General features: G+C 43.3%; 20 protein-coding genes. 16 read left to right on the plus strand and 4 right to left on the minus strand.

The window, feature by feature from the left end; genetic code table 11:
* Positions 1-350: 350 nt before the first annotated feature.
* The 12 genes from argS (at position 351) to SWH54_09400 (ending at position 9,665) form a co-directional block, all read left to right on the plus strand.
* Positions 351-2,039 carry an arginine--tRNA ligase gene (argS, locus tag SWH54_09345; GenBank protein MDY6791459.1) on the plus strand — a complete coding sequence of 563 codons (1,689 nt, stop codon included), beginning with the start codon at positions 351-353 and terminating at the stop codon, positions 2,037-2,039.
* A 44-nt stretch (positions 2,040-2,083) separates the two neighbouring features.
* Positions 2,084-2,458, plus strand: a complete 375-nt coding sequence (locus tag SWH54_09350) for a GxxExxY protein (GenBank protein MDY6791460.1) — start codon at positions 2,084-2,086, stop codon at positions 2,456-2,458.
* Positions 2,459-2,502: 44 nt separating this feature from the next.
* Positions 2,503-3,198 carry an SPOR domain-containing protein gene (locus tag SWH54_09355; GenBank protein ID MDY6791461.1) on the plus strand — a complete coding sequence of 232 codons (696 nt, stop codon included), beginning with the start codon at positions 2,503-2,505 and terminating at the stop codon, positions 3,196-3,198.
* 113 nt (positions 3,199-3,311) lie between these two features.
* On the plus strand, positions 3,312-3,599 hold the full coding sequence (gene gatC / locus SWH54_09360; protein MDY6791462.1) for an Asp-tRNA(Asn)/Glu-tRNA(Gln) amidotransferase subunit GatC: 288 nt from the start codon (positions 3,312-3,314) through the stop codon (positions 3,597-3,599).
* 80 nt (positions 3,600-3,679) lie between these two features.
* Positions 3,680-5,140, plus strand: a complete 1,461-nt coding sequence (gatA, locus tag SWH54_09365) for an Asp-tRNA(Asn)/Glu-tRNA(Gln) amidotransferase subunit GatA (GenBank protein ID MDY6791463.1) — start codon at positions 3,680-3,682, stop codon at positions 5,138-5,140.
* A 114-nt stretch (positions 5,141-5,254) separates the two neighbouring features.
* Positions 5,255-5,494, plus strand: coding sequence for a hypothetical protein (locus tag SWH54_09370; protein MDY6791464.1), 240 nt, complete (start codon positions 5,255-5,257; stop codon positions 5,492-5,494).
* Positions 5,484-5,900 (plus strand): putative toxin-antitoxin system toxin component, PIN family, encoded by a 417-nt coding sequence (locus SWH54_09375; GenBank protein MDY6791465.1) that lies wholly within the window; start codon positions 5,484-5,486, stop codon positions 5,898-5,900. The genes SWH54_09370 and SWH54_09375 overlap by 11 nt, the downstream gene beginning before the upstream one ends.
* Before the next feature lie 100 nt (positions 5,901-6,000).
* On the plus strand, positions 6,001-6,177 hold the full coding sequence (locus SWH54_09380; GenBank protein MDY6791466.1) for a hypothetical protein: 177 nt from the start codon (positions 6,001-6,003) through the stop codon (positions 6,175-6,177).
* Between the two features lie 85 nt (positions 6,178-6,262).
* Positions 6,263-6,628 (plus strand): four helix bundle protein, encoded by a 366-nt coding sequence (locus SWH54_09385; GenBank protein MDY6791467.1) that lies wholly within the window; start codon positions 6,263-6,265, stop codon positions 6,626-6,628.
* A 108-nt stretch (positions 6,629-6,736) separates the two neighbouring features.
* On the plus strand, positions 6,737-8,551 hold the full coding sequence (gene mutL / locus SWH54_09390; GenBank protein ID MDY6791468.1) for a DNA mismatch repair endonuclease MutL: 1,815 nt from the start codon (positions 6,737-6,739) through the stop codon (positions 8,549-8,551).
* 153 nt (positions 8,552-8,704) lie between these two features.
* Positions 8,705-9,055, plus strand: a complete 351-nt coding sequence (locus tag SWH54_09395) for a hypothetical protein (protein ID MDY6791469.1) — start codon at positions 8,705-8,707, stop codon at positions 9,053-9,055.
* On the plus strand, positions 9,021-9,665 hold the full coding sequence (locus SWH54_09400; protein MDY6791470.1) for a nucleotidyl transferase AbiEii/AbiGii toxin family protein: 645 nt from the start codon (positions 9,021-9,023) through the stop codon (positions 9,663-9,665). Before SWH54_09395 ends, SWH54_09400 begins: the two co-directional genes overlap by 35 nt.
* Before the next feature lie 121 nt (positions 9,666-9,786).
* Here SWH54_09400 and SWH54_09405 read toward each other — a convergent pair whose 3' ends face one another.
* A complete protein-coding gene (locus tag SWH54_09405; GenBank protein ID MDY6791471.1) occupies positions 9,787-11,280 on the minus strand; it encodes a hypothetical protein in 1,494 nt (497 codons plus the stop codon).
* Positions 11,281-11,596: 316 nt separating this feature from the next.
* Positions 11,597-13,240, minus strand: coding sequence for a VCBS repeat-containing protein (locus SWH54_09410; protein MDY6791472.1), 1,644 nt, complete (start codon positions 13,238-13,240; stop codon positions 11,597-11,599).
* A 440-nt stretch (positions 13,241-13,680) separates the two neighbouring features.
* Between SWH54_09410 and SWH54_09415 the strand changes: the two genes are divergently transcribed.
* Positions 13,681-14,751 carry a porin gene (locus tag SWH54_09415; GenBank protein ID MDY6791473.1) on the plus strand — a complete coding sequence of 357 codons (1,071 nt, stop codon included), beginning with the start codon at positions 13,681-13,683 and terminating at the stop codon, positions 14,749-14,751.
* A 396-nt stretch (positions 14,752-15,147) separates the two neighbouring features.
* On the opposite strand, the gene SWH54_09420 is transcribed toward SWH54_09415, so the two are convergent.
* Both SWH54_09420 and SWH54_09425 read right to left on the minus strand, forming a co-directional pair.
* The gene (locus SWH54_09420; protein MDY6791474.1) at positions 15,148-16,479 is read right to left on the minus strand and encodes an AAA family ATPase; all 1,332 of its coding nucleotides are present in this window, start codon (positions 16,477-16,479) and stop codon (positions 15,148-15,150) included.
* 195 nt (positions 16,480-16,674) lie between these two features.
* Positions 16,675-18,351, minus strand: a complete 1,677-nt coding sequence (locus SWH54_09425; protein ID MDY6791475.1) for a VCBS repeat-containing protein — start codon at positions 18,349-18,351, stop codon at positions 16,675-16,677.
* Between the two features lie 567 nt (positions 18,352-18,918).
* Between SWH54_09425 and SWH54_09430 the strand changes: the two genes are divergently transcribed.
* The 3 genes from SWH54_09430 (at position 18,919) to SWH54_09440 (ending at position 22,776) form a co-directional block, all read left to right on the plus strand.
* Positions 18,919-20,628, plus strand: coding sequence for a glutamine--tRNA ligase/YqeY domain fusion protein (locus SWH54_09430; GenBank protein ID MDY6791476.1), 1,710 nt, complete (start codon positions 18,919-18,921; stop codon positions 20,626-20,628).
* Between the two features lie 334 nt (positions 20,629-20,962).
* A complete protein-coding gene (locus SWH54_09435; GenBank protein MDY6791477.1) occupies positions 20,963-21,886 on the plus strand; it encodes a TraB/GumN family protein in 924 nt (307 codons plus the stop codon).
* Positions 21,887-22,053: 167 nt separating this feature from the next.
* On the plus strand, positions 22,054-22,776 hold the full coding sequence (locus SWH54_09440; protein ID MDY6791478.1) for an FKBP-type peptidyl-prolyl cis-trans isomerase: 723 nt from the start codon (positions 22,054-22,056) through the stop codon (positions 22,774-22,776).
* The last annotated feature ends 29 nt before the right edge of the window (positions 22,777-22,805 follow it).

Here is a 22,805-nt window from a genome sequence, read left to right on the forward strand (position 1 = left end):
CTTTTTAAAATATTTTTGTTAATTTAAACTAAAAGTTATGGGTTGCTTTCAAGCAACAATCATTTATTATATATACAAAGAAGATCAGGGTTGTCAATAAAAAATAGTAAAGCCAATGCTTCTTGACTTGAAAATGAAAAGACTCTATTTACGATTGATTATTAAAAACCCTTCAATTGACAATAAACAATTGATGAAGTCGTAAAAAGCAACTTTTCACCACTGAGCTCACAGAGAACACAGAAAATATCTTGTTTAATTAATTAGTTATATCTGTGAGCTCTGTGTCCTCTGTGGTAAATTCGATTTTTTTACGAAACCATCAAAAATAAATATGGTGTAAAAATACTATGAAGCAAAGAATTAAAGAATTGATTAATAGAGCTTTGAAGAAAGCTTATAAAAAAGGTGATTTACATTTTTCTGAATTTCCTAAAGTAGAGGTGGAAGAACCAAAGGCACGGATGCATGGCGATTTTTCGACCAATATAGCCATGATTATGGCCTCTTCCCAGAAGATGGCACCTAAAAAAATTGCTGAAACAATGATAAACCATATGAACGATTCCACTGATATCATTTTAAAGATTGAGGTTGCCGGACCGGGGTTTATTAATTTTTATTTAAAGGAATCGGCATGGTATCCTGTGTTGCGAAGGGTTTATGAAGAAGGAGAACGCTATGGGTCATCAAATATGGGAAAAGGCGAGAAAGTCCAGGTGGAATTTGTAAGTTCCAATCCCACGGGGCCACTTCATGTCGGTCACGGCCGTGGGGCTGCCGTTGGTGACAGTGTGGGCAATATCCTTTCTTTTTGCGGATACGATGTTCAAAAGGAATACTACATCAATGATTCAGGGAGGCAGATTCACACCCTGGGGCGTTCCGTTTTTTACCGTTATAAGGAGCTTTTTGGAGAAAAAATAGAGTTTCCTTCTACCTGCTACCAGGGAGGTTATATACGAGATATTGCAGAAAAGATAAAAGATACGGATGGAAAAAAAAATATTGGCCCCAATGAAGAGCCGGATGAAATGAAAGCTGAAGAGAGGGCTGTTTCATATTGTGCCAGACTGGCGGCGGAAAAAATCCTTCAAGGAATCCGCCAGGATCTCGATTCTTTTGGCGTCCGGTTTAACAAATGGTTCAGCGAACAAAGCCTGTACGATTCAGGCATGGTCGATTCGGTCATCCATGATTTTAAGCAAAAGAAAATGATTTATGAAAAGGACGGGGCCCTGTGGTTTAAAACAAGTGATTTCGGTGATGAAAAGGATCGTGTGGTGGTAAAGAAAAATGGCGAGAAGACCTATTTTGCTTCGGACATCGCCTATCACCAGGAAAAGTATGAAAGGGGTTTTGGCCGGGTCATAGATGTGTGGGGAGCGGATCATCACGGATATATACCGCGCATGAGCGCTTCTATCCAGGCATCAGGTAGGGACAAGGATCAGTTTCATGTTATTTTGGTTCAACTGGTTAACCTTCTTCGGGGCGGAGAACCGGTGGCGATGTCTACCCGTGCGGGAGAGTTTGTTACCTTAAATGATGTAATAAACGAAGTGGGACGTGACGCGGCCAGGTTTATTTTTTTGACACGCCATTACGACAGCCCCCTTGATTTTGATCTGGAGCTTGCAAAGAAAAAGACCAGTGACAATCCTGTTTATTATGTCCAGTATGTCCATGCGCGCATATCGAGTATTATCAGAAAAGCCGCAGAAAGAAAAATAAACGATGGCACAACCGATGACGAAGCCGTCGCCAGGTTAATACAGCCTGAGGAAGTAGATTTGATGAAAGCACTGGCCCGTTACCCGGAGACCTTAGAAAACAGCGCAAAACTAATGGAGCCCCACAGAATCACGTTTTTCCTTATGAACCTTGCTTCTTTGTTTCATGCCTATTATAACAAACACCGGGTGTTAACGGATGACCCGGTATTAAGCCGTGGCAGGCTGTATCTGATTACAGCGGTTCAGCAGGTGATCCGGAACGGTCTAACCCTGCTGGGTGTATCGGCTCCAAAGAGGATGTAAAAAAATTACCACGGAAGGCCACGGAATATCACTGGAAAAATAACATGGGCAAATTGCTTTATGAAGAAATAACTTATAAAATTATCGGGTCAGCTCGGGAAGTACATAAACAACTGGGACCAGGTTATCTGGAATCAGTTTACGAAGACGCTCTATGTTACGAACTTGATTTGTTAAAAATAGACTATGAACGACAAATAGAGTTAGATGTACAATATAAAGAAGTTATATTTTCAAAAAAGTTTCGAGCTGATCTTTTAATAGAAAACAAAATTCTTGTTGAGAACAAGGCGATAAAAAAAATAACAAATCAGGACGAAGCCCAATTAATCAATTATCTTAAAACAACCCGTTTGAGGGTGGGATTGTTATTTAATTTTGGAGCAGATAAGTTTGAAATGCTAAGAAGAGTATTTTAATTATCCGGTGTAACTCCGTGCTGTTCCGTGGTAAAAAAAATAAAATGACAAAAAACGAACCGGCAGATAAGGAAAAACCTTCCCCCTGGAAAAATCGCAAACACTTGACCATGTGGGCTTTAATCGTTTTATTTGTTGCGGCTTGGATGTTTGCCCTGGGAATCTTTGTGGGCAGAAAAACCACGCCCGTCGCCTTTAATTTAGATAAGCTTGAGGGAGAACTGGCAGCTTTAAAGCAGGCGGACATTGAGAAACAGCGAAAAAAGGCGAAAATTGACTCAGATACGGCCAATGGAAAAATTGACTTCGATTATTATGACAAATTAAAGGAGAGTAAAAATATCAATAAGAGAAAGCCTGCGACAAAAAAGCCCAAAATAAAGCCTTTATCCGAAAAAAAAATAAAAAAAAGAACAAAAAAGAAAGATATAAAAACTCAGATCGCAAAACCTTCAAAACCACCTCAAAAAGAAAAGAGTATAAAGCCTGAAAGAAAGAATAAAGGTGAAAAAAAACTGACCATACAGGTTGCCTCACTAAAAGATTCGAAAGATGCAGACCGGATGGTGGAAAGACTGAAAAAGAAGGGATATGCTGCATACAAGGTCATGGGCGTTATTCCAGACAAGGGAATATGGTTCAGGGTCAGGGTGGGGCATTATAAAAGCAGTGCCGGAGCTTCCGACACAATAAGGCGTCTGGAAAAAGACGGCTTGGATGTGTTTCTGGTGAACAGGTAATTGAAAAAGGTTACCACGGATTTACACGGAGAGCCACTGAATTTTAATTTTTTAATATCTGTAAAATTTCCGTGAAAATCCGTGGTAAAACTATTGAAAGCGAGGAATAGATTTTGAAAATTTCAAAAGAAGAAGTACTGCACGTGGCTGAACTTGCCCGTCTTGAGCTGGATGAGGAGTCTATTGACCGGTTTGCCGGTCAGATTGGAGAAATATTGGAGTATGTGGATACGTTAAACCAACTTGACACCAAAGATATCTCACCGACTTCCCATGCAATATTTTTAAACAATGCGTTTCGTCAGGACGAGGAGAGAAAGCATCTGGATAATGATGAAGCCCTTGCCAATGCACCTGAAAAAGAGGATGGTGGTTTTATTGTGCCTAAAGTGGTGGGATAAAAGAGACACGAGTTTCGGGTTTCGCGTTACGGGTTTCTGCCGAGATAAAGTTACAGGAAATCGACAATAAGGAATACTTAATGAAGCTTCATGAACTTACCATACACCAAGCCCACGAGCTGTTAAAACAAAGAGAGATATCCTCTACAGAGCTTACCCGGGCTGTTTTAGACCGCATTGAGACGGTGGATAACAAGGTTGGCGCTTATATTTCCGTGGCCGGGGATATGGCGATGAAACAGGCTCAGGTTGCCGACCGGGCCATTTCAAATGGAAAATGCCGGCCGCTGACCGGGATTCCTCTGGCGATCAAGGATCTTATTTGCACCAAGGGGCTTCAGACCACCTGTGCCTCAAAAATTCTTGAAAATTTTATTCCGCCTTATAATGCCACAGTTATTAAAAAGTTGAACAACCAGGGAGCCGTAATAATCGGGAAAACCAACATGGATGAATTCGCCATGGGTTCATCCACGGAAAATTCGGGCTTGAAACTCACCTGTAATCCCTGGAATATGGAGCACATTCCGGGTGGATCCAGCGGGGGATCAGCAGCAGCAGTTGCGGCGGATATGTGCCTGGGAGCACTTGGTTCGGATACGGGCGGGTCCATCCGGCAGCCTGCATCGCATTGCTCGGTTGCCGGATTGAAACCGACATACGGCAGGGTTTCACGTTTCGGGCTGGTGGCCTTTGCCTCTTCTCTGGATCAGATCGGACCCCTGGCAAAAGATGTGACTGATTGCGCGATACTGTTAAACACGGTTTCCGGTTATGACCCTAACGATTCTACCTCAGTGCCTGAGGGCGTGCCTGATTATACATCATCCCTGAAAAAAGGTCTTAAAGGGATGACCGTGGGAATTATTACAGAGTATGGTGCAACAGAAGGTCTGGACCCCGATGTTTTCCATGCGGTGAATCATGCGGTCAGTACCATGGAAAATTTGGGCGCAACATGCATTGAAGTGGCTTTGCCCCACACTGAATATGCCGTTGCGGCATATTATGTGATCGCACCGGCCGAGGCAAGCTCAAACCTTGCCCGATATGACGGGGTGAAATACGGTTTTAGGGATAAACACAAGACCGAGCTGACAGGCATGTATAAAAGCACACGGTCACAGGGATTCGGCTCAGAGGTTCAGCGTCGTATCATTATAGGCACATACTGTCTTTCTGCCGGTTATTACGATGCATATTACGGCAAGGCATCGCAGGCCAGGACACTGATTATGGAGGATTTTAAAAAAGCGTTTCATTCCTGTGACGTAATATTATCGCCAGTGGCCCCCACACCGGCATTTAAAATAGGGGAAAATTCGGATGATCCGCTTACCATGTATCTTTCTGATATATTTACCCTTTCGGCAAATTTGGCAGGAATACCCGGCATGTCTGTTCCCTGTGGATTTTCTAAAAAAGGCCTTCCCATCGGCCTTCAGATAATGGGAAGCCATTTCGGCGAGGAAAAAATTCTAAAAACAGCATATAATTTCGAACAGGCAACGAATTTTCATAAGAAAAAGCCGATATTATAAACTTTGATTCTTGATTTGAACTAACCTTATGATATACTACATATTCAAATTTAAAATCGTACAATAATCTGATAAATTTAGTTTTTGTGAATGAGTTAAAAAGGAGTTAAGAAAATGTCATTGGTTGAAACGAATGAAAAAAATAATGCAGAAATAAATTCTTATCCTTTAAGTAATGTTCAAATGGAACTTTTAAAATTATACTCTACGAATTTGAAAGAAACTGATTTGGAGGAATTAAAAAAAGTACTAGCCAATCACTTTGCCGGCAAAGCAACGAAGGAAGCTGATCAAATATGGAAGCAAAAAAAAATGTCGACAGATACAATGGAAAAATGGTTGAATGAAGAATAAAAGATTTGTGTTTGATACAAATGTCCTGCTTGTTTCCATATCCAGCAAGTCTCCATACCATTGGATATTTCAAAAATTGATTCAACAGTATTTTGAACTGGCTGTTACGAATGATATCCTTTCAGAATATGAAGAAATTATATCAAATAAGTATTCTAAAAGTGTCGCAGAAAATATTATTCGAACCCTCCTCTTCCTTCCCAATGTTATTTTAACCAACATTTATTTCAACTGGAACCTGATAAAACATGACAGAGATGATGATAAATTCGTAGATTGCGCGATAGCATCAAATTCAGATGCAATAATCACACATGATAAGCATTTCAACGTTTTAAAAAATGTTCCCTTTCCCAGGGTAACTGTCATGAATATTTTTGAGTTTGAAAAATATTATAAAGGGTAACCGTTTAGCCATCCAAACATACAGTTGAGATATGAATGATATATAATCTTAATATCTCCATGGCCTAGGGTATAACCTATTGCTATAAAAGGAAAATGTTATGAGCATTCAACCGGAAGGCGAAGATTTAAGAAAAGCGGTCAAGTGGGTTTCCCAACAGCGAAAGGCAACCCCAGAAGCAAATCTGCAGAAACTGGTTCAAGAAGCAAGCTTAAGATTCAACCTGTCGCCGGCGGACGGAGAGTTTCTGGCCAGGTTTGTCAAAGAGGAAGAGTAGGTCGGGTTGCGGGTTGCGCGTTACGGGTTGCGAGTTGCGGGTTACGAGTTGCGCGGAGCGGGTTTTTAATGATTAGAGTGGTATTATGAAGAGCTACAAAGATTTAGAAATATACAAATTATCATATGAACTGGCGGTTAAAATTCATAAAATATCTCTGAAGCTTCCTAAATACGAATTATACGAAGAAGGAAGCCAGATAAGAAGATCATCAAAGGGAATAACGGCTTGTATCGTTGAAGGGTATGGGAGAAGAAAATATAAAGCAGATTTTGTAAAATATTTGGTATATGCGCATGCTTCATGTGATGAAACGATCCTTCACTTAAATTTTATAAAAGATACTGATGAATTTGATAAAAACGAATTAAATGATTTATTAAAGAGTTACGATGAACTGGGCCGAAAAATCAATCAGTTTATTAAGTATGTAAAATCAAAATGGGAATAAACACGCAACTCGTAACGCGTAACCCGCAACCCGTAACATTCTTCATTACCTGCAAAATAACAGATGAAAATGATCAAAGTTGTTTTCTCATAACACGGAATTTATAGAATGCCACACATAAAAATCCTTCCTGAAATTCTTTCCAACAAAATCGCCGCCGGTGAGGTGGTGGAGCGCCCTGCTTCGGTTGTCAAAGAGCTGATCGAAAACTCACTGGATGCAGAAAGCAAAAAGATTATCATCGAGGTGGAAAATGGCGGACGATTCATGATACGGGTTTCCGACAACGGTGTCGGAATGAACCACGACGATGCCCTTTTATCCGTTGAACGTTATGCCACCAGCAAAATATTCACCGATCGAGACCTGTTTTCCATCAACACCCTGGGTTTCAGGGGGGAAGCACTTCCCAGTATTGCTTCTGTTGCTAAATTTTCCCTGGTGGCCAGGGACAAATTTTCTGAAGTGGGTACTCAAATTCATGTAGACGGGGGCAGGGTTAAAAAAGTCGAACAGATCGGCGCTCCGGTGGGAAGCCTGATTACGGTAAAACAGCTTTTTTATAACACCCCTGCCAGACGCAAGTTTTTAAAAACAGTGAACACGGAGATGGGCCATATAGCGGATACGGTTGCGGCCGCAGCACTTTACCGGTCTGATGTGCATTTTACCCTTTATCACAATGCAAAAATGGTAAAAAACTGGCTGCCGACTTCCGATCCTGTTGACCGGGCGGCGGATGTTCTGGGGAAAGATATCAGAGCCCATCTTTATCCTTTGAATTATAAAGGCGGCAACCTGGGCATTGATGGCTGGATTGTCTCTCCTACGGTCACCCGTCGCACCTTTAAAGGGGTCTATATCTATGTGAACGGCAGGGTGGTTCGTGACAGGGTTGTCCGGCATGCCCTGCTGGAAGGGTATGCCCAAAGATTGATGAAGAGTACATTTCCGGTGGCGGTTCTTTTTATAAACGTTCCTTTTGATCAGGTGGATGTCAATGTGCACCCCACCAAAAACGAAGTACGGTTTGTCCGGCAAAAAGAGGTGCACGATCTGGTTAAAAGGGCTGTTGGGGAAACTTTACAACAGGCCGATCGGCCCACATGGGGCCCACGCAAATCGATAGAAGACAGGCGGACTATTGAACAGTCGCAGGTAGCAGAGGAATCTATCGGATACAGAAGCATTGGGAGGAGCGCTTCGCTTGACGAAGAAGGAGCGATACGCTTCAACCAACAACCCGTACCCCGCAACTCGCAACACGAAACCCGCACCCCGTACCCCGAAACTCGCATCCCGCAACCTGCAACTCAAACTCCCCTCTGGGGAGAAAAACGATTCTCAGATTTAAGAGTGATCGGTCAACTGCACCACACTTACATCCTTTGCGAGTCAAAAGATACGCTTTTTTTGATTGACCAGCATGCCGCCCATGAAAGGATTGTTTTTGAGCAGCTTAAAAAAAGATCAAAGGGTTTGAAAACAGCCTCACAGAGACTTCTGATTCCTGAAACCATTGACATGGGATACCTGGAGGCGGAAATGCTTACCGGCCTGATACCCGAGTTTGAAAAATTCGGGCTTGAAATGGAGCACTTTGGCGGAAACACCTTTGTGGTAAAATCTGTTCCCGGCATCCTTTCAGGCAAACCGGTGAAGCCCCTTATCATGGAAATGGTGGAAAAGATGATTCAAACCGGTTTTTCCCCGGGCCTGGAAAAGGCCATGGACGAGCTGATGATATCGATGGCCTGCCACAGTGCCATCAGGGCAAATCAGCCTTTGACCGATGCGCAGATCAAAGGCTTGCTCGACCAGCTCGATCATTGCGAAAATCCCTCCCACTGTCCCCACGGTCGTCCCACCTGGATTCAATGGACCCTAAAAGACCTCGAAAAATCCTTTGGTAGAATCGTGTGACGGGGGGTGCGGGTTTCGGGTTGCGAGTTGCGGGTTTCGGGTTGCGAGTTTCGGGTTACGGGTTTTTGCTTTTTATGGCAGAATATGATAACAAAATAAGTGATTAAGAAATTCCTCTGTGATCTCCGCGGTAAATGATTAAAATCAGGAAAAATGGATAAAAGTTCGAGAAAAGAAAAACTTTTAAAAAAGCTCATCAAGGAAAATATTTTGTGGAGCTATGATGCGTCTGTGGCTTCAGATATTTCCGATTCGATCCTTATAGAGCATACGTTGATTTACGCCGATGTGGATCAAATCAAGGAACTGTTTTTAATTTTCAGTAAAGAAAAAATAAAAAGGGTATGGGATAATAAAATTATCCCTGATAACAGGTATATAAGGCTTAACTATTACCTGGGAAAGTTCTTTTTTAACATTAAAGATGTGCAAACTTATATCGACGAAAAATCGATCATAAACAGCCGTTATGAAAAAATTAGACGCATTAGCACAGAAAACTAAAAAGGTGCTTATCGCATTGTCCAAGCTGGAGGAATTAAGGCAGTTTACTTTTGTTGGCGGGTCGGCTTTATCTGTGTATCTTAAGCATAGAATGAGTGAGGATCTCGACTTTTTTTCATGGGGAAATGAACTTAGAAACGAGGCTTTACTGCGAGAAATTAAAAATACATTTCCCAAAGGTTTTAAAATCGAAACCCTTAATAAAAAGCAGCTTAATCTTAAAATTGAAGGTGTAAAAATAACCTTTTTTGCCAATAACTGGGAAGAGCTGAAAAATAATGAAAAACTTGCAGGCAATATCAATATTGCACCCATTCAGTTGCTGACCGGAATGAAAATAAATTCGCTTTTTTTAAGGGCGAAATTCAGGGATTATTATGACCTGTATGTCATCAACAAAGAAAAGTATACCATCGAACGGATGTATGAAATTATCAAAGCATACATGCCTGAAATAAATAAAAAGCTGTTTCAAACCGCGCTGATCTTTACCGATGACATAGAAGATGATAACATAGATCATCTAAAACCAAAATATGATGTAAACCCGGATCAAATAAGAAACAGTTTTGCAGCACAGATCGATAACTGGATTAAGCAGCAGCGATAGTCGTAAACATTTGGATAACGCAACGTTTTTGACAATCTCTGTAACAGACTTTGTTTGCAAAAGAAAACCCCGCATCGGAAAAAGACGCGGGGTTTTTTTGGTCGAATCACTTTAACTGCAGCTAGAATAAAAGCTCAAGTTTATGATACAGTACGAAAGTGTCTTCAACGTCTGTTGCCGGGTTGCCCATCTCCCAATAATCACCGGCATCAAGGGCGGCGTAAGTGGCCGTATAGGTCAGGTTATCAAAAATCTTCCAGTTAAGTGTTAAATCGTACTCCAGACCGTGATCATCATCCCAGCCGGCTGTCACATCGTCCGCCTTTGATTTGGCAACGATGGCGCCCAGGCTGAGGTTGTCCAGCACATTGTAGTCCACGCCGAAATAATAGACCTGGTAACCGTCCCAGGATGCCTTGCCGCCGCCCACAGGATTTCCCAGTCCGCCGAGGGTTTCTTCAAGACCGGCTATATCGCTGTATAGGATTAAAGTTTTTGCCCAGTCATAGCCGGGCTCAATATAACCGAAGGATTCCACATCATCATCGGTGTAATCCGCATCCCCGCTTGAAAGGGCATATCCCGCCTGGAACGTCAGCGGGCCGACATCATAAGTTCCTTCAAGGTTGTAGGCCATCAGTGTGGCATCTTTTGAATCCGTACCGGCGCTGTTGATGATATCGTAGTCGGCATCCGCCGTTGCGTAAGCCAGTTCGCCCTGAATACCGACAGGACCGAATTTTCCCTCAAAATAGGGAATAAGAATGTGAGCCGTTGCTTCACAGGTGGAAAGGTTATTGGTATCGATTCCTGCTCCCAGAATCTGGCCGTAAAGGGCGCCGCCGTCAGGAGGAGAACCTGCCTGGAGAGCTGCCATATAACTGCCGAGGTCATATCCTGCGTTATTAGCCAATTGTGTTGCGGCTGCCGTATCTGAAGCCTGGGCCATATCCTGAAAGGTTCTGTATTTGTAATAGCCGTACAGCAGACCTGCTTTGAATCCTTCGCCCTTGTACGTGGCTGTAAGATAGTACTTGTCATTGTCGGAGCTGCCTTCATTCACGTCATCAGAGTCATACTCCGCGTTTTTTTCGTAAACACCGGCCAGGTATAGATTGTTAATTGGAACGATCCAGGTTACCCTGTCACGGGGACCCGCGCTGTCAATAAAGTCAGTTCCCCAGACATTACCATTCTGGCGTCCCACAAGAAACATGCCTATACCTGTTTTGAACTGCAAATAGGCCCAGTCCCAGTCGATGTTGTCATCATACTCTTCACTGTCAACAACGCTAGTTCCGGCGGGGCCTCCCGCAGAATTAAAAAGCTGTACGCCCGTGACTGTGGCGTTGTCGGCATCAGCATTGCCCCAATTAGTTGCCAGCGCATCAAACCTGGTGATAAGACTGAGGTTGTCGGAAAATTTAAATACCGGTTTCAGCCGCAGCTCCATTGTCAGGTAGTCATTCTGATGGTTGTCCCTCAAATCCGGGTGTTCGTGGTACAGGCCTTCGGTGTAATAGTGCCCGTCAACCTCGAATTCAAGAGCCATGGCCGGCATAGCCACAATAAACACAAAAGAAACCGCAAGGGCAGTCATTATCATCTTTTTCATACGTTTTCTCCTTTTTTAATTGATAAATTCGCGAAATGTCGAATTTACCGGGCTTTGAGCTGCCCGGTGGTTGAATCCTTTTTAAATCACCTCCTTTTCTTATTGCAGCCTTATTTTTATTATAGATTGATCACAAAAACACGTATTTGTAATCATTGATGGCGTCATAAAAAGTCAAATTTACCACAGAGGCCACGGAGATCACTGAGATAAATAATTAATAAAATATTCTCTGTGTTCTTTGTGAGCTCAGTGGTTAAAAATTGGCCTTTCACCAACCCATCATCATTGATTTTTTAACAAAAAAAACAAAAAATCACTCCGGATTTTCCCAGGCGATAATATGGCTTCTTTTCTTTTTTATAATCGAACCGGATTGGGTGATAACCGGAAATACAATCTCGCTTATGCCGTCATTGTCCATATCTCCCACGGCAAGATCGCTGATGTATCCGGAAATTTCGTCCGTTTTCCATTTTTGCTTGAGTGTAACGTTATTCCAGGTCAGGCATTCAATCCACCCGCTGTCAAAGTTTCTATAGCGCTTAAAAATACTGCTGGTTGTTGCCTGGGTTCTGACGGTAACAATCTCGTTTTTCCCATCCTGATCAAAATCGGTAATAAAGATGCGCTGGGGCAGGTAGAACCTGTCCATCTGCTTATTTTCACCCTTTACGGGAAACTCTAGATAAGCGGCACTGCCGCCGTAGCGTTCCCTGCTTTTGAATTCTTCATTTCCGGTTTTGTCCAAAATCACCAGTCGGTTGTCTTTGGTAAAAACGACTGTCATTTCCCGACCGTCATTTAACACATTGCCGTAGGCAAAGCTGTAAATGTTCACTCTATCGGGAAGTTCCAGCCGGTCTGCCGGCTCATATCCCTTATTCTTCCATTTAAGTTCGACGACGCCGGACAGAAACAGGCTGCCTGACGGGTCTATCTCATAATCACCGCCTGTTCCCAGCATCCCGCGCTTTTGCCCCAGAAGAATATTTCCCCTTCCCGGAATACTTAACACCCGGTAGTAAAAATTTGCGCCCGGTACTATTTTTTTGAATTTCAAGCCGTCGTATTCCAAAATAAAAGAGTTCAGCTGTCCTTTTCCGGAAAGGCTGGTTACAAATATTTCCGCCTTTTGGTTATTGTTTATGTCCGCCACATCCACATATAAAAAGGTGTGATAGCCCTTACCCTTTAGCTCTGCTTTTTTCACCAGGCTTCCGTTTTCAACGCGATAGATAAAAAGCTCATTTTTGCTGATAAAAACCGTTTCATTGTTGCCGTCGCCGTCCACGTCTCCGATCGCCATGCTGTTAATTTTTTTGTCAAACTTTCTGCTTTTCCAGATGCCGGGGGATGTTTTAGCTTTTGCCGGTGAAACTTGTTTTTCAGCCGGTTTTTCTACAGGCTTTACCATCGGCGGCGGGCTTTGGGGAGGGGTTGGTTTTTCTTCTTTTTGAACCGGTGGCGGCAACACGACTTCTTTTCCACCGGACAGATGCCTATGGATCCCCTCGGCAAAAAGATTGACATGGGAAAGGGCATCTCCGCGGTGTTCTCCGTATTGGTTGGATGTCACCAGCGCCTCGTTTTTCTTAACCTCTATGAACTTGGCATGGGTGCTGATGCTGTTGCCAAAAACAGTCAGGCTTCCGATGATAACGTAATCCGCTTTGAGGTCCGTGGCCAGTTTTACGGCGGTCTCTTCGGCAAGATCTCCCTCTGAAGGCCAGGTGTCCGGAGGTTTTATGATCACCACCCGGTCCTTTTTCGCCAGCCGGGCTGACAGCATGTCGATAATGCCCGTATTAAGAAAAGACAGGTCGTCTTTGGAATGAATATTAAACGGGGAAATAAGAATTTTTACCGGTTCGGCGGCCGGAACGGGGTTTATAAATAGTATGAAGCATAGAACAAGGAAAAATAGGGTAACAAGGACTCGGCGCTTTTTAATTTCCAACGGGTGTTAGCTCCTCAATGAGATGAATGCATGATTTGTATGTTTAATTTTATTTTCAATAGCATGAATTATATTAAAATAAAAGAATAATTTTGCTGATTTTACAAAAGTCTGATATTTATCATTCAGTGATAATTTTACATCTGCGCCGGTGACAACAGCCATGAACCGACTGTATTTATAATAAATTATATTTTATATAAATATTAAAAAAAACTTGACATTGCAACTACCGGTTGTTAGAAAATATCTGCATTATATTATCTTATAATGAAATGCACCATTTATTTTTTCTTTTAAGTGTTTAGCTTTGCTGTTTATATGGCATTGGCTAAGTTTCTAAATAAAATCCCAAAAAGGAGGTGATGATAAAAGGTAAGAAATTGTTTATTAAGGAAATTAACACAGGTTAATTGTAATAATTTAGGAGGAAATATCAGATGAAAAAACTTTTTATATTGATTGTAGCTGTTGCAATGGTCGCTGCATTTACCGTTCCGGCCATGGCAGAGGCTGAGTGGAATTTTTACGGAAGTGCCCGTTTTACCACCTTTTCTGTTGATGATGATCCGGATACACCCGGTGTAGACTCCGACAGAGATACCACGTGGGATCAACAGGGGAACAGCCGTATCGGCGCAACCGTTAAATTCAACGACGAGATCGGCGGCGGGTTTGAAATGAGTGATAGTTTCGGGAAAAGAAAACTTTACGGCACCTACAATTTTGGTGCAGGCCAGCTTCTCATTGGCCAGACTTATACCCCGGCCGATTACTTCTACTCAAATTCCGTGTATGACGGTGACGGGGACCTGCTCGGCGTGGGTCAGTTCTATTCAGGCCGCCTGCCCATGATCCAGTTGAAAGTGGCCGGTTTTAAAGTCGCTCTGGTTAAACCGAACGTAGAGGATTATACTCAGGTACCAGCTGTCAATTATGACGCCGATACCGTATTTCCCAAAATTGAGCTTTCTTACGGTTTCAAAACCGATATGTTCTTTTTCGACGTTTTCGGCGGTTACCAGGTGGTCGAATATGAATCGACAACTGCGGCACTACCGGACGCTGATGACGTTGAGTCTTATATACTCGGCGGCGGCGGCGGTGTGAACTTCGGCCCTGTGTTTATCAAGGCGATGGCGCATATTTCCCAGAATGCCGGCGATTATGGCTCCTATAACCCGCATGATGTTGTAGATAGCGCATCGATTTCACCCGCAACCGGCAATGTGGAAGACAACGATGGTATGGGTTACCTCGGAGTGGTCGGATTTAAACTCGGCGATGCCGCAACCATTGAAGGAGGTTACGGTTACCAGGAGAATGATACAGGTATAGCCGGAGATAAAGAAGACGAAACTTCACAGTACTACGTGAACTGCACCATCAATATCGCACCGGGTTTCTTTATTGTTCCTGAAGTTGGCAAGATTGACCGCGATAAAGATGAGAATAATGCCGACGAAGGCGATATTACTTACTTCGGTGCAAAATGGCAGATTAACTTCTAAGACCTTAAAAAACATAAGGCTTGAAGTATTGAAAAACAAAAACCCGGGGCAATATGCCCCGGGTTTTTTATTGCGGGTTTCAAATTTGATGGGTTCGTAAAAAACAGAATTTACCACGGAGAACAATAAGCTCCCAGAGGTAACAAATTAATAAAATAAGCTATTCTCTGTGGTCTCTGTGAACTCTGTGGTAAAAAATTCGAAAACCCCCTTTCCCTTAATCCTTTTTTCGTGTTTTCGCCTGGCGCAAACGGATGCAAGCCTTTCTTTTGTAGCTGCACACAGGGTTAGCTCCATAAGCGCTAAGTTGTTTTCGGAGTCTACTCTTACCTGCGCTATCCCTTATTGAGAAGTTACCATTTAATGAGATCTGAATAAAGATATATCTGTCCGTTATTAAGCTGATAAAGCGCCGATTCTTCCCGCCAGATAGATGGGAATATTTTGTATTACTTGTCCGTTTTTGATTTTCAAGGGTCTAATTGATATTTTGACAGCCCTTTCAGGCTTGTATTTAATGAGGAATTGTTGTAAACTTTTGGCTCGTGTTCTTGATCCTGCCTTGACCTCTATGGGAACAATATTTTCTTTTACTACACTTAAATATTCAATTTCCGAATTCCGCTCAGTCCAGGAGTAAAGCTGCTTATTTCCTGCGGCAACTAACTCCTGTGCAACAAAGTTCTCAGCAAAATATCCCTTGGTTATTCCGTAATCCTGATGAAAGACTGATTCGGGAGAAAGTGCGAGCATACTGCTGAGTAGCCCTATGTCAAACAGGAATAATTTGAATTGATTTTTCTTACAGAACGTTTCAAGGGGTAATTCAGCTCTGTTGCATACCTTCACCTTGATCAAAAGGCCTGCTTTCTCAAGCCATGCGATAGGTCCTTGAAGTTCGGCAAAGCTCCTTTTCCCATGGATAGCTTCTTTAAACTTATATCGCTTGACTGAGCCCTCAATATTCCTCGAAAGCTGCATGGGAACGTTTTCAAAAACCGATACGATATGGATCGAATTGGTTTTTCCCGAATGCTTTGCAAAATCTTTGTAGTAGCTTTCTACGAGTCCAGACTGTATAGTTCTTGCCTCGCGCATGGCTTCTGCACGGAATTTGCGCTGTAGTATATAGGTCGATATAACCTCAGGCATTCCACCGACTACGAAGTACTCTTTTAACCTTTCCCAGAGCTTTACATGGGCCATTTCGGGAAGCGTGCCTTTGTCAAGGGCACAATGAAGTTGTTCCAGCAGCATCTGTTGATCCAGCGCTAAAAGGAATTCTTCGAAACTCAAAGGATACAAATTAAGGAACTCAACTTTTCCAACCGGGAACGGTTCCGGAGAAAGGTTAACACCAAGAAGAGAACCAGCGCAGCACAACGCCAGTGTCGGCATTTTTTCGCAGAAATATTTCAAACTGGTGATAGCTCTGGGGCATTCCTGTATTTCATCGAAAATTATTAGGTCGGATTTCGGATCAATTTTCCCACCCAGATGTAGTGAAAGTTCTGTCAAGATCCTTTTAGGAGCAAGATCCTGTGAAAAAATTCCCGTCAGCCTGCGGTCCAATTCAAAATTGAAAACATGATAATTTTTAAATTCCCTTTGACCGAAGTTCTCCAGGAGATAGCTTTTTCCTACCTGCCTTGCTCCTTGTAGAAGCAAGGGTTTTCGCCGACCGGACGTTTTCCAGGATAATAGCTGCTGATATACCAAACGCTCCATAAATACCCTCAATAATACTTTAAGGGAGAATAAAATCGTATTTTTTGTACTTTTTGCAACCAATTTATATGATCTGGATGCTTTTGTCAACAGATATTCGAATGTTCCTGAATTGCCCGAATGCATGGCAGACGGCAAAACGTACCAGGAAGCTATTTCATGTGATCTCAGTGCTCTCCGTGGTGAATCTTTCTTTTACTTCCCTATCTCATAGGCAATAATGGCACTTTTCGGTGTGGTTGCTATGATCGTTCCCTCTTTGGATATCACAGCGGCTACCAGCTCTTTTTTTCCGTCATTGTCAAAATCGGCGATGGCAAAATCCCGAATGTGGCCTGAAATGCTGCGTGTTTTCCAAAAGGGCCTTAGTCCCAGACCGTCCCAGTCAAGAGATTCGATGTGGGATTTTGAGAATTTTCTAAACTGTGTGGTTATTCGGGATATTTGTCCTTCGTTTTTCACTGTGATGACCTCGGGTGTCCCATCCGCATTGGAGTCCCATACCAGGATGCGCATCGGCAGATACTTCCGGTTTTCGATATCCCCCGGGTTGGCTATCGGTACGGAAAAATAGAGCGTACTCCCGCCAAAAGGGTCGCTCCCTTTCCAGATTTCCTTGCCTGACCGGTCTATAATCTGTATTTTATCACTATCGCTGTAGGATACAACGGCATCTTCACCGCTTTTTAAAATATTTCCAAGCGTCAGTCCCATGAGATTACTGCGAGGTGATGTTTTGACCCGATTCCCCGGAACGTATTCGTCGTTATCCCAATGCATGTGATAGGTTTTCCCTGAAAAAGGATCGACCGTGTTGTTTTTCTGTCCCAACAGGAGGCTTTTCGCCCCGGAAACCTCAACCACCCGGTAATACCAGTAGCTCCGATTAACAATCCTCGTATAGGCTTGTCCGTTATATTCCACTACAAAGGAGCGGACGCTGTTTTTCTGGGGGTTCAGGCCGGTTACGAAGATTTCCGCATATCCGTTGCCGTTAATATCAGCCGCATCCACTCCGATAAAATAGTTAGTCTCGTTTTCAACTATTTTTTCGGCAGGGCCAAGACGATTATTTTTATGTCGGTAAAGAAGGACATCGTGGGGGGTTATGACGACCGTTTCCATTTTGCCGTCCCCGTTCACATCGCCTATGGCAATGCCGTTGATCAGATGCCTGTAGTTGGTACTCTTCCAGAATACCGGTGATCTTTCCTTGCGTTCTGGAGACATAATAAAGGGTGAACTTTCTCCGGTGCTTCTATCATCACCAACCATCCCGTCTTTTTCCAGAAGTTTTTCCGGATGGATACGGGTGTTCGGCTGGTCCTGTTGGGCTTGGGGCTGTTTCGTCTGAGAAGGGACAGGACGTTTACTGAGAGGAATGAAACGGCCGAAAACTTTTTCATTGATATCCCGGGCAAAAAGGTTGATTTTCGGGATGACCTCGTCCATCCCCTGGCTCTGGTCGAAAAAGGGAAAGACAGGCTTGCTTCCCGAGACATCTATCATTTTGGCATCAATACTTACACTGCTGCCGAAAATCGTGAGGCTGCCGAAAAGGACAAAATCTGCATTCAGTTTTTCTCCGATCCGCTGGGCCGTTATTTCGTTGACAGGGCCGGTAACCGTTTCAAAGGCCTTTTCAGTTTCCTCCCTCTCGATCACCTGTACTCTATCTGGAATGGAAAGGCGGGATGAAAGCATGTCATAGATGCCATCTCTTAAAAATGTTAGGTCTTTCTCAGCATTCATCTTAAAGGGAATGAGAGCGACTCTTTTCGGCTCTTCCGCCAATAAATGAATATTTGACAATAGGATAAAAATAAAACTTAAAAAAAGGATTTTGATTGTTGAATGGATTATATCTTTCAAAAAATGGTCCTCCAGCTACGGGTTACGGGTTACGGGTTACGGGTTACGGGTTACGCGTTACGAGTTGCGGGTTACGAGTCACGGGTTGGGGTTTTATTTTCATTCTGATTCCACGCACTTCAAATACTTATTAATTTTTTTTCCCAATATATCTAAAACCCTCAACCTGCTAGCTTTTACAAGTGCAATTAAGATCGAGTCCATTAAAACCGGATATTTGCTAAATATTTATCTCTGTGATCTCCGTGTGCTCCGTGGTAAATCGAATTTCTACGAAACCATCATTATTATACCGGTTGCAGGGTTGTCAATCCTTATAAAAGATGGAAAAATTAATTTTGTGTAATACTTGACAAATATGTAAAAAATCAAAAAGATTTTTTTGTCATTTGTGTAAAAACTGCTTTATTTTTAAAGAAATATTGTAAAATATCTAACTTGCTAAACAAAAGCTTTTCATATATAAAAAAAAGTAATGGTTCAATGGTTCACCTGCAACTCTGAACTCTGAACTCTGAACTCTGAACCTTTGAACCCTGAACATCTGAACCATGAACGAGGAAAAATATGAAAACAGAAGATGCGAGACAGCCGGTACCTGTTCCCAACTTTATTAGAACGATTGTTGCCCAGGACCTGGAGACCAATAAATACGGCGGCAGGGTCGTCACCCGGTTTCCACCGGAGCCCAACGGTTACCTGCACATCGGCCACGCCAAATCCATCTGCCTGAACTTCGGTATTGCTGCGGAAAACAAAGGAGGGGTTTGCAACTTGAGATTCGATGACACAGATCCCAGCAAGGAAGAAATGGAGTATGTGGAATCGATCCAGTCAGATGTCCGATGGCTGGGATTTGACTGGGAAGAGCGGATGTTTTTTTCATCGGACTATTTCGAAAAGCTTTACCAATATGCGATGCAGCTAATCAAATCAGACAAAGCCTATGTGGACAGCCTGAGCGCACAGGAAATTAAAGAGTACCGGGGAACGCTGACTGAACCTGGTCGTGAAAGCCCGTATCGCAATCGCAGCATTGAAGAAAATGTGAATTTATTTACCCGTATGCGGGCGGGTGAATATGATGACGGCGCCCATGTGCTTCGGGCCAAAATTGATATGGTATCTCCCAATATGCTGATGCGCGACCCGACCTTGTATCGCATTAAGCATGTGTCTCATTACAGGACCGGTGACCGGTGGTGCATTTATCCCATGTACGATTTCACCCATTGCCTGTCCGATTCCATTGAAGGCATCACCCATTCCATCTGCACACTGGAATTTGAAATAAATCGCCGGCTTTACGACTGGGTTTTGGATGAGTTGAACGTTTATCATCCCCAGCAGATTGAGTTTGCCCGCCTGAATTTGACTTTCACGGTATTGAGCAAGCGCAAGCTAATAGAACTGGTGGAAGGCGGGCATGTCACCGGATGGGACGATCCGAGAATGCCGACTATTTCCGGTTTGAGAAGACGCGGATACACTCCGGCTTCCATCCGAAACTTTTGCGAACGGATTGGGGTGGCCAAAAGAGACAGCATGGTAGATATGGCCCTTCTTGAGTACAGCGCAAGGGAGGACCTGAATAAGCATGCTCCCCGCGTAATGGGGGTGCTGCGGCCGCTTAAGGTGGTCATAGATAACTATCCCGAAGGTCAGGTGGAACAGCTGGAGGCGGAGAACAATCCGGAGGATTCAGCGGCGGGGAAAAGAAAAATACCTTTTTCACGAGTGTTGTACATCGAAAAGGAGGATTTCATGGAGGATCCTCCCAGAAAGTTTTTTCGTCTGGCACCGGGGCGTGAAGTCAGGTTAAAGCACGCGTATTATGTTAAATGTTCAGGTATGGTCAAAGATGAAAAAACAGGCGAGGTGATCGAAGTCCATTGCACCTATGATCCCAAGACGCGGGGCGGATGGTCTGAAGACGGGCGAAAGGTAAAAGGAACATTGCACTGGGTCTCGGCAGACCATGCGCTTAAGGCGGAGGTGCGGTTATATGACCATCTGTTTGTCAAAGAAAATCCTTCCGAGACAAAAGACGGCGTCGACTTTAAAAGCTATTTGAATCCAAACTCGCTGGAAAGATTGACCTCGTGCCTGGTTGAACCGAGCCTGGCCGGTGCAGTGCCGGGGAGTCGCTACCAGTTTTTAAGACAGGGCTATTTTTGTGTGGATTCCAAAGATTCTTCAGACGACGCACTGGTATTTAACCGAACGGTCACTCTGCGGGATACATGGGCGAAGATCCAAAGGTCCCGGAAAAAGTAGGCGATGAAAAAAGTTTTTGACTTTTTACCATTTAAAGTGGAACCTGAGTTCTTAAAGGGTTGATTCATGTCTAAGGTATGAATCGAAACGGTTATATTATTTTCTTCCAGGGGATATGAATCTAATCAGTTGCAGCGTGTCCGGATATTTGGGATAAAGTGGTTCAGTTGCCAAACGATATAAATGGGGCCATCTATCCCAAGTATCCGGACACTGCGGAAAAATGGAATAGATGGCCCACATATCCCCTTACAGAAAAAAATATAACCGTTTCGATTCAGATCTGATTTTGAGTCTGTGTAGCTTGAGTTATAAATGATAGTGGGGAGTTGAGGTGAAGCTGAATATACATAAGTACAGGGGATTGTTTTTTAAAACAATCCTTTTTCTTGCTGTTTTTTCAACCCTGTTGGTGTTTACCGGTACTGTCTTTTCCGGCCGGCAGGGAGACACGGCCAAACATTGTCTATGGTCAATTGAAACAGAAAATAACACCATATTTATGCTGGGATCCCTTCATATATCACCGGCGGAGATATACCCGCTGCCTGAAATCATCGAACGCGCATATGATCAATGCGCCAAGGTCATATTTGAAGCAGATATGGAAGCGGTGAATGACCCTTCCTTTCAGACCAGGATCATGACTCTGGGTGTTTATCCCCAGGGAGATAAGCTTGAAAACAACGTTTCAGCGCAGACGTTTAACGCATTAAAAAAAAGAGCCGATGCCACCGGCATACCGATACAGCAGCTAAACCGTTTGAAACCCTGGTTATGTGCACTTTCCATCACCAGTATTGAACTTTTAAAGCTTGGATTTAATCCGGCTTACGGCATAGATATGTATTTTTTTAACCGGGCAAAAAAAGATGGAAAAGAGATACTGGGTTTTGAAACCGCCGAATTTCAGCTGAAGCTCATGACCCAAATGACCGGCAGACAGGAAGAGATGATGCTCAGACAAACTTTAAAAGATCTTGAAGTCATTGAAAAAGATGCCGCAAGTCTGGTTACATACTGGAAAAACGGGGACGCAAACAAGCTGGATTCCTTTATTACCAGGAACCTCAAAGAGTTTCCCCAACTGTATGATCGCTGGTTTACCAGTAGAAACCATCGGTGGCTGTCGGAAATTAAAAAGCTGACCGGGGAAAAGGAAAATATCTTTATCATCGTTGGTGCAGGTCATCTGGTGGGAAGAGATGGCCTGGTCGAGCTTTTAAGAAAGCAAAACTATAAAATCCGTCAAAGATGATGTCGTCGTAGAAAGTCCCATCTACTGCGTTGCAGCAGTTTTTCAGAAACTCGGCATACTACATGTATTGCCTCGTTTCTGAAAAACCACTGCGCCTTGTATATGAAACTTTCTACTTAGCCATCGGTAATATTTTTTCGAGTTTATTAAAGATAAAAGGGGGAATAATGGTGAAACCTGTTGGGGTGATGATTGCCATACTGGTACTGTCCATGTTGTTTCCGGCGTGCTCGCCTGTAGAAAAACAAATTACCAAGAAAGATATAAAAACCGATGCGGATAAAATAAGTTACACCCTGGGCATGGAATTCGGGCCGTCTTTGAAGCCGTTTGAAAACGAGATCGATATGGCTTTATTCGCCAAAGGCCTTGAAGACAGCCATAAAAATAATGAGGCACTTCTTTCCCCTGAAGAGATTGAGGAAACCAGGAAAAGGATTTCTAAAAAAGTCCAGGCATATCGACAAAGAGAGAAGAACAGGTTGGCCGAAAAAAATCTGAAAGAAGGTCAGGCGTTTCTGGCGGAAAACAAGAAAAAGCAAGGGGTGGTGACCACTGAAAGCGGCCTGCAGTATATTGTTGTGAACGAGGGCAGCGGCCCCAAGCCGAAAAAAACAGATCGGGTTAAGGTCCATTATCGTGGAATGCTGATTGACGGTACGGAGTTCGACAGTTCCTACAAAAGGGGCAAAAGCGTCGTGTTTTCACTGCAAGGCATCATCCCCGGGTGGATCGAAGCACTCCAATTGATGACTGCCGGAAGTAAATACACGCTCTTCATTCCTCCGGATCTCGGATATGGCAATATTGGCGCAGGTCGCCTAATAGGGCCTAACGCTGTTCTTATTTTCGAGGTAGAACTGCTTGGCATTGAAAAACCCAAAAAATAACTGTAATACAATTAATTGCAGGAGGTCAT

It is taken from the genome of Thermodesulfobacteriota bacterium, from assembly GCA_034189135.1.
Classification (GTDB): Bacteria; Desulfobacterota; Desulfobacteria; order Desulfobacterales; family JAUWMJ01; genus JAUWMJ01.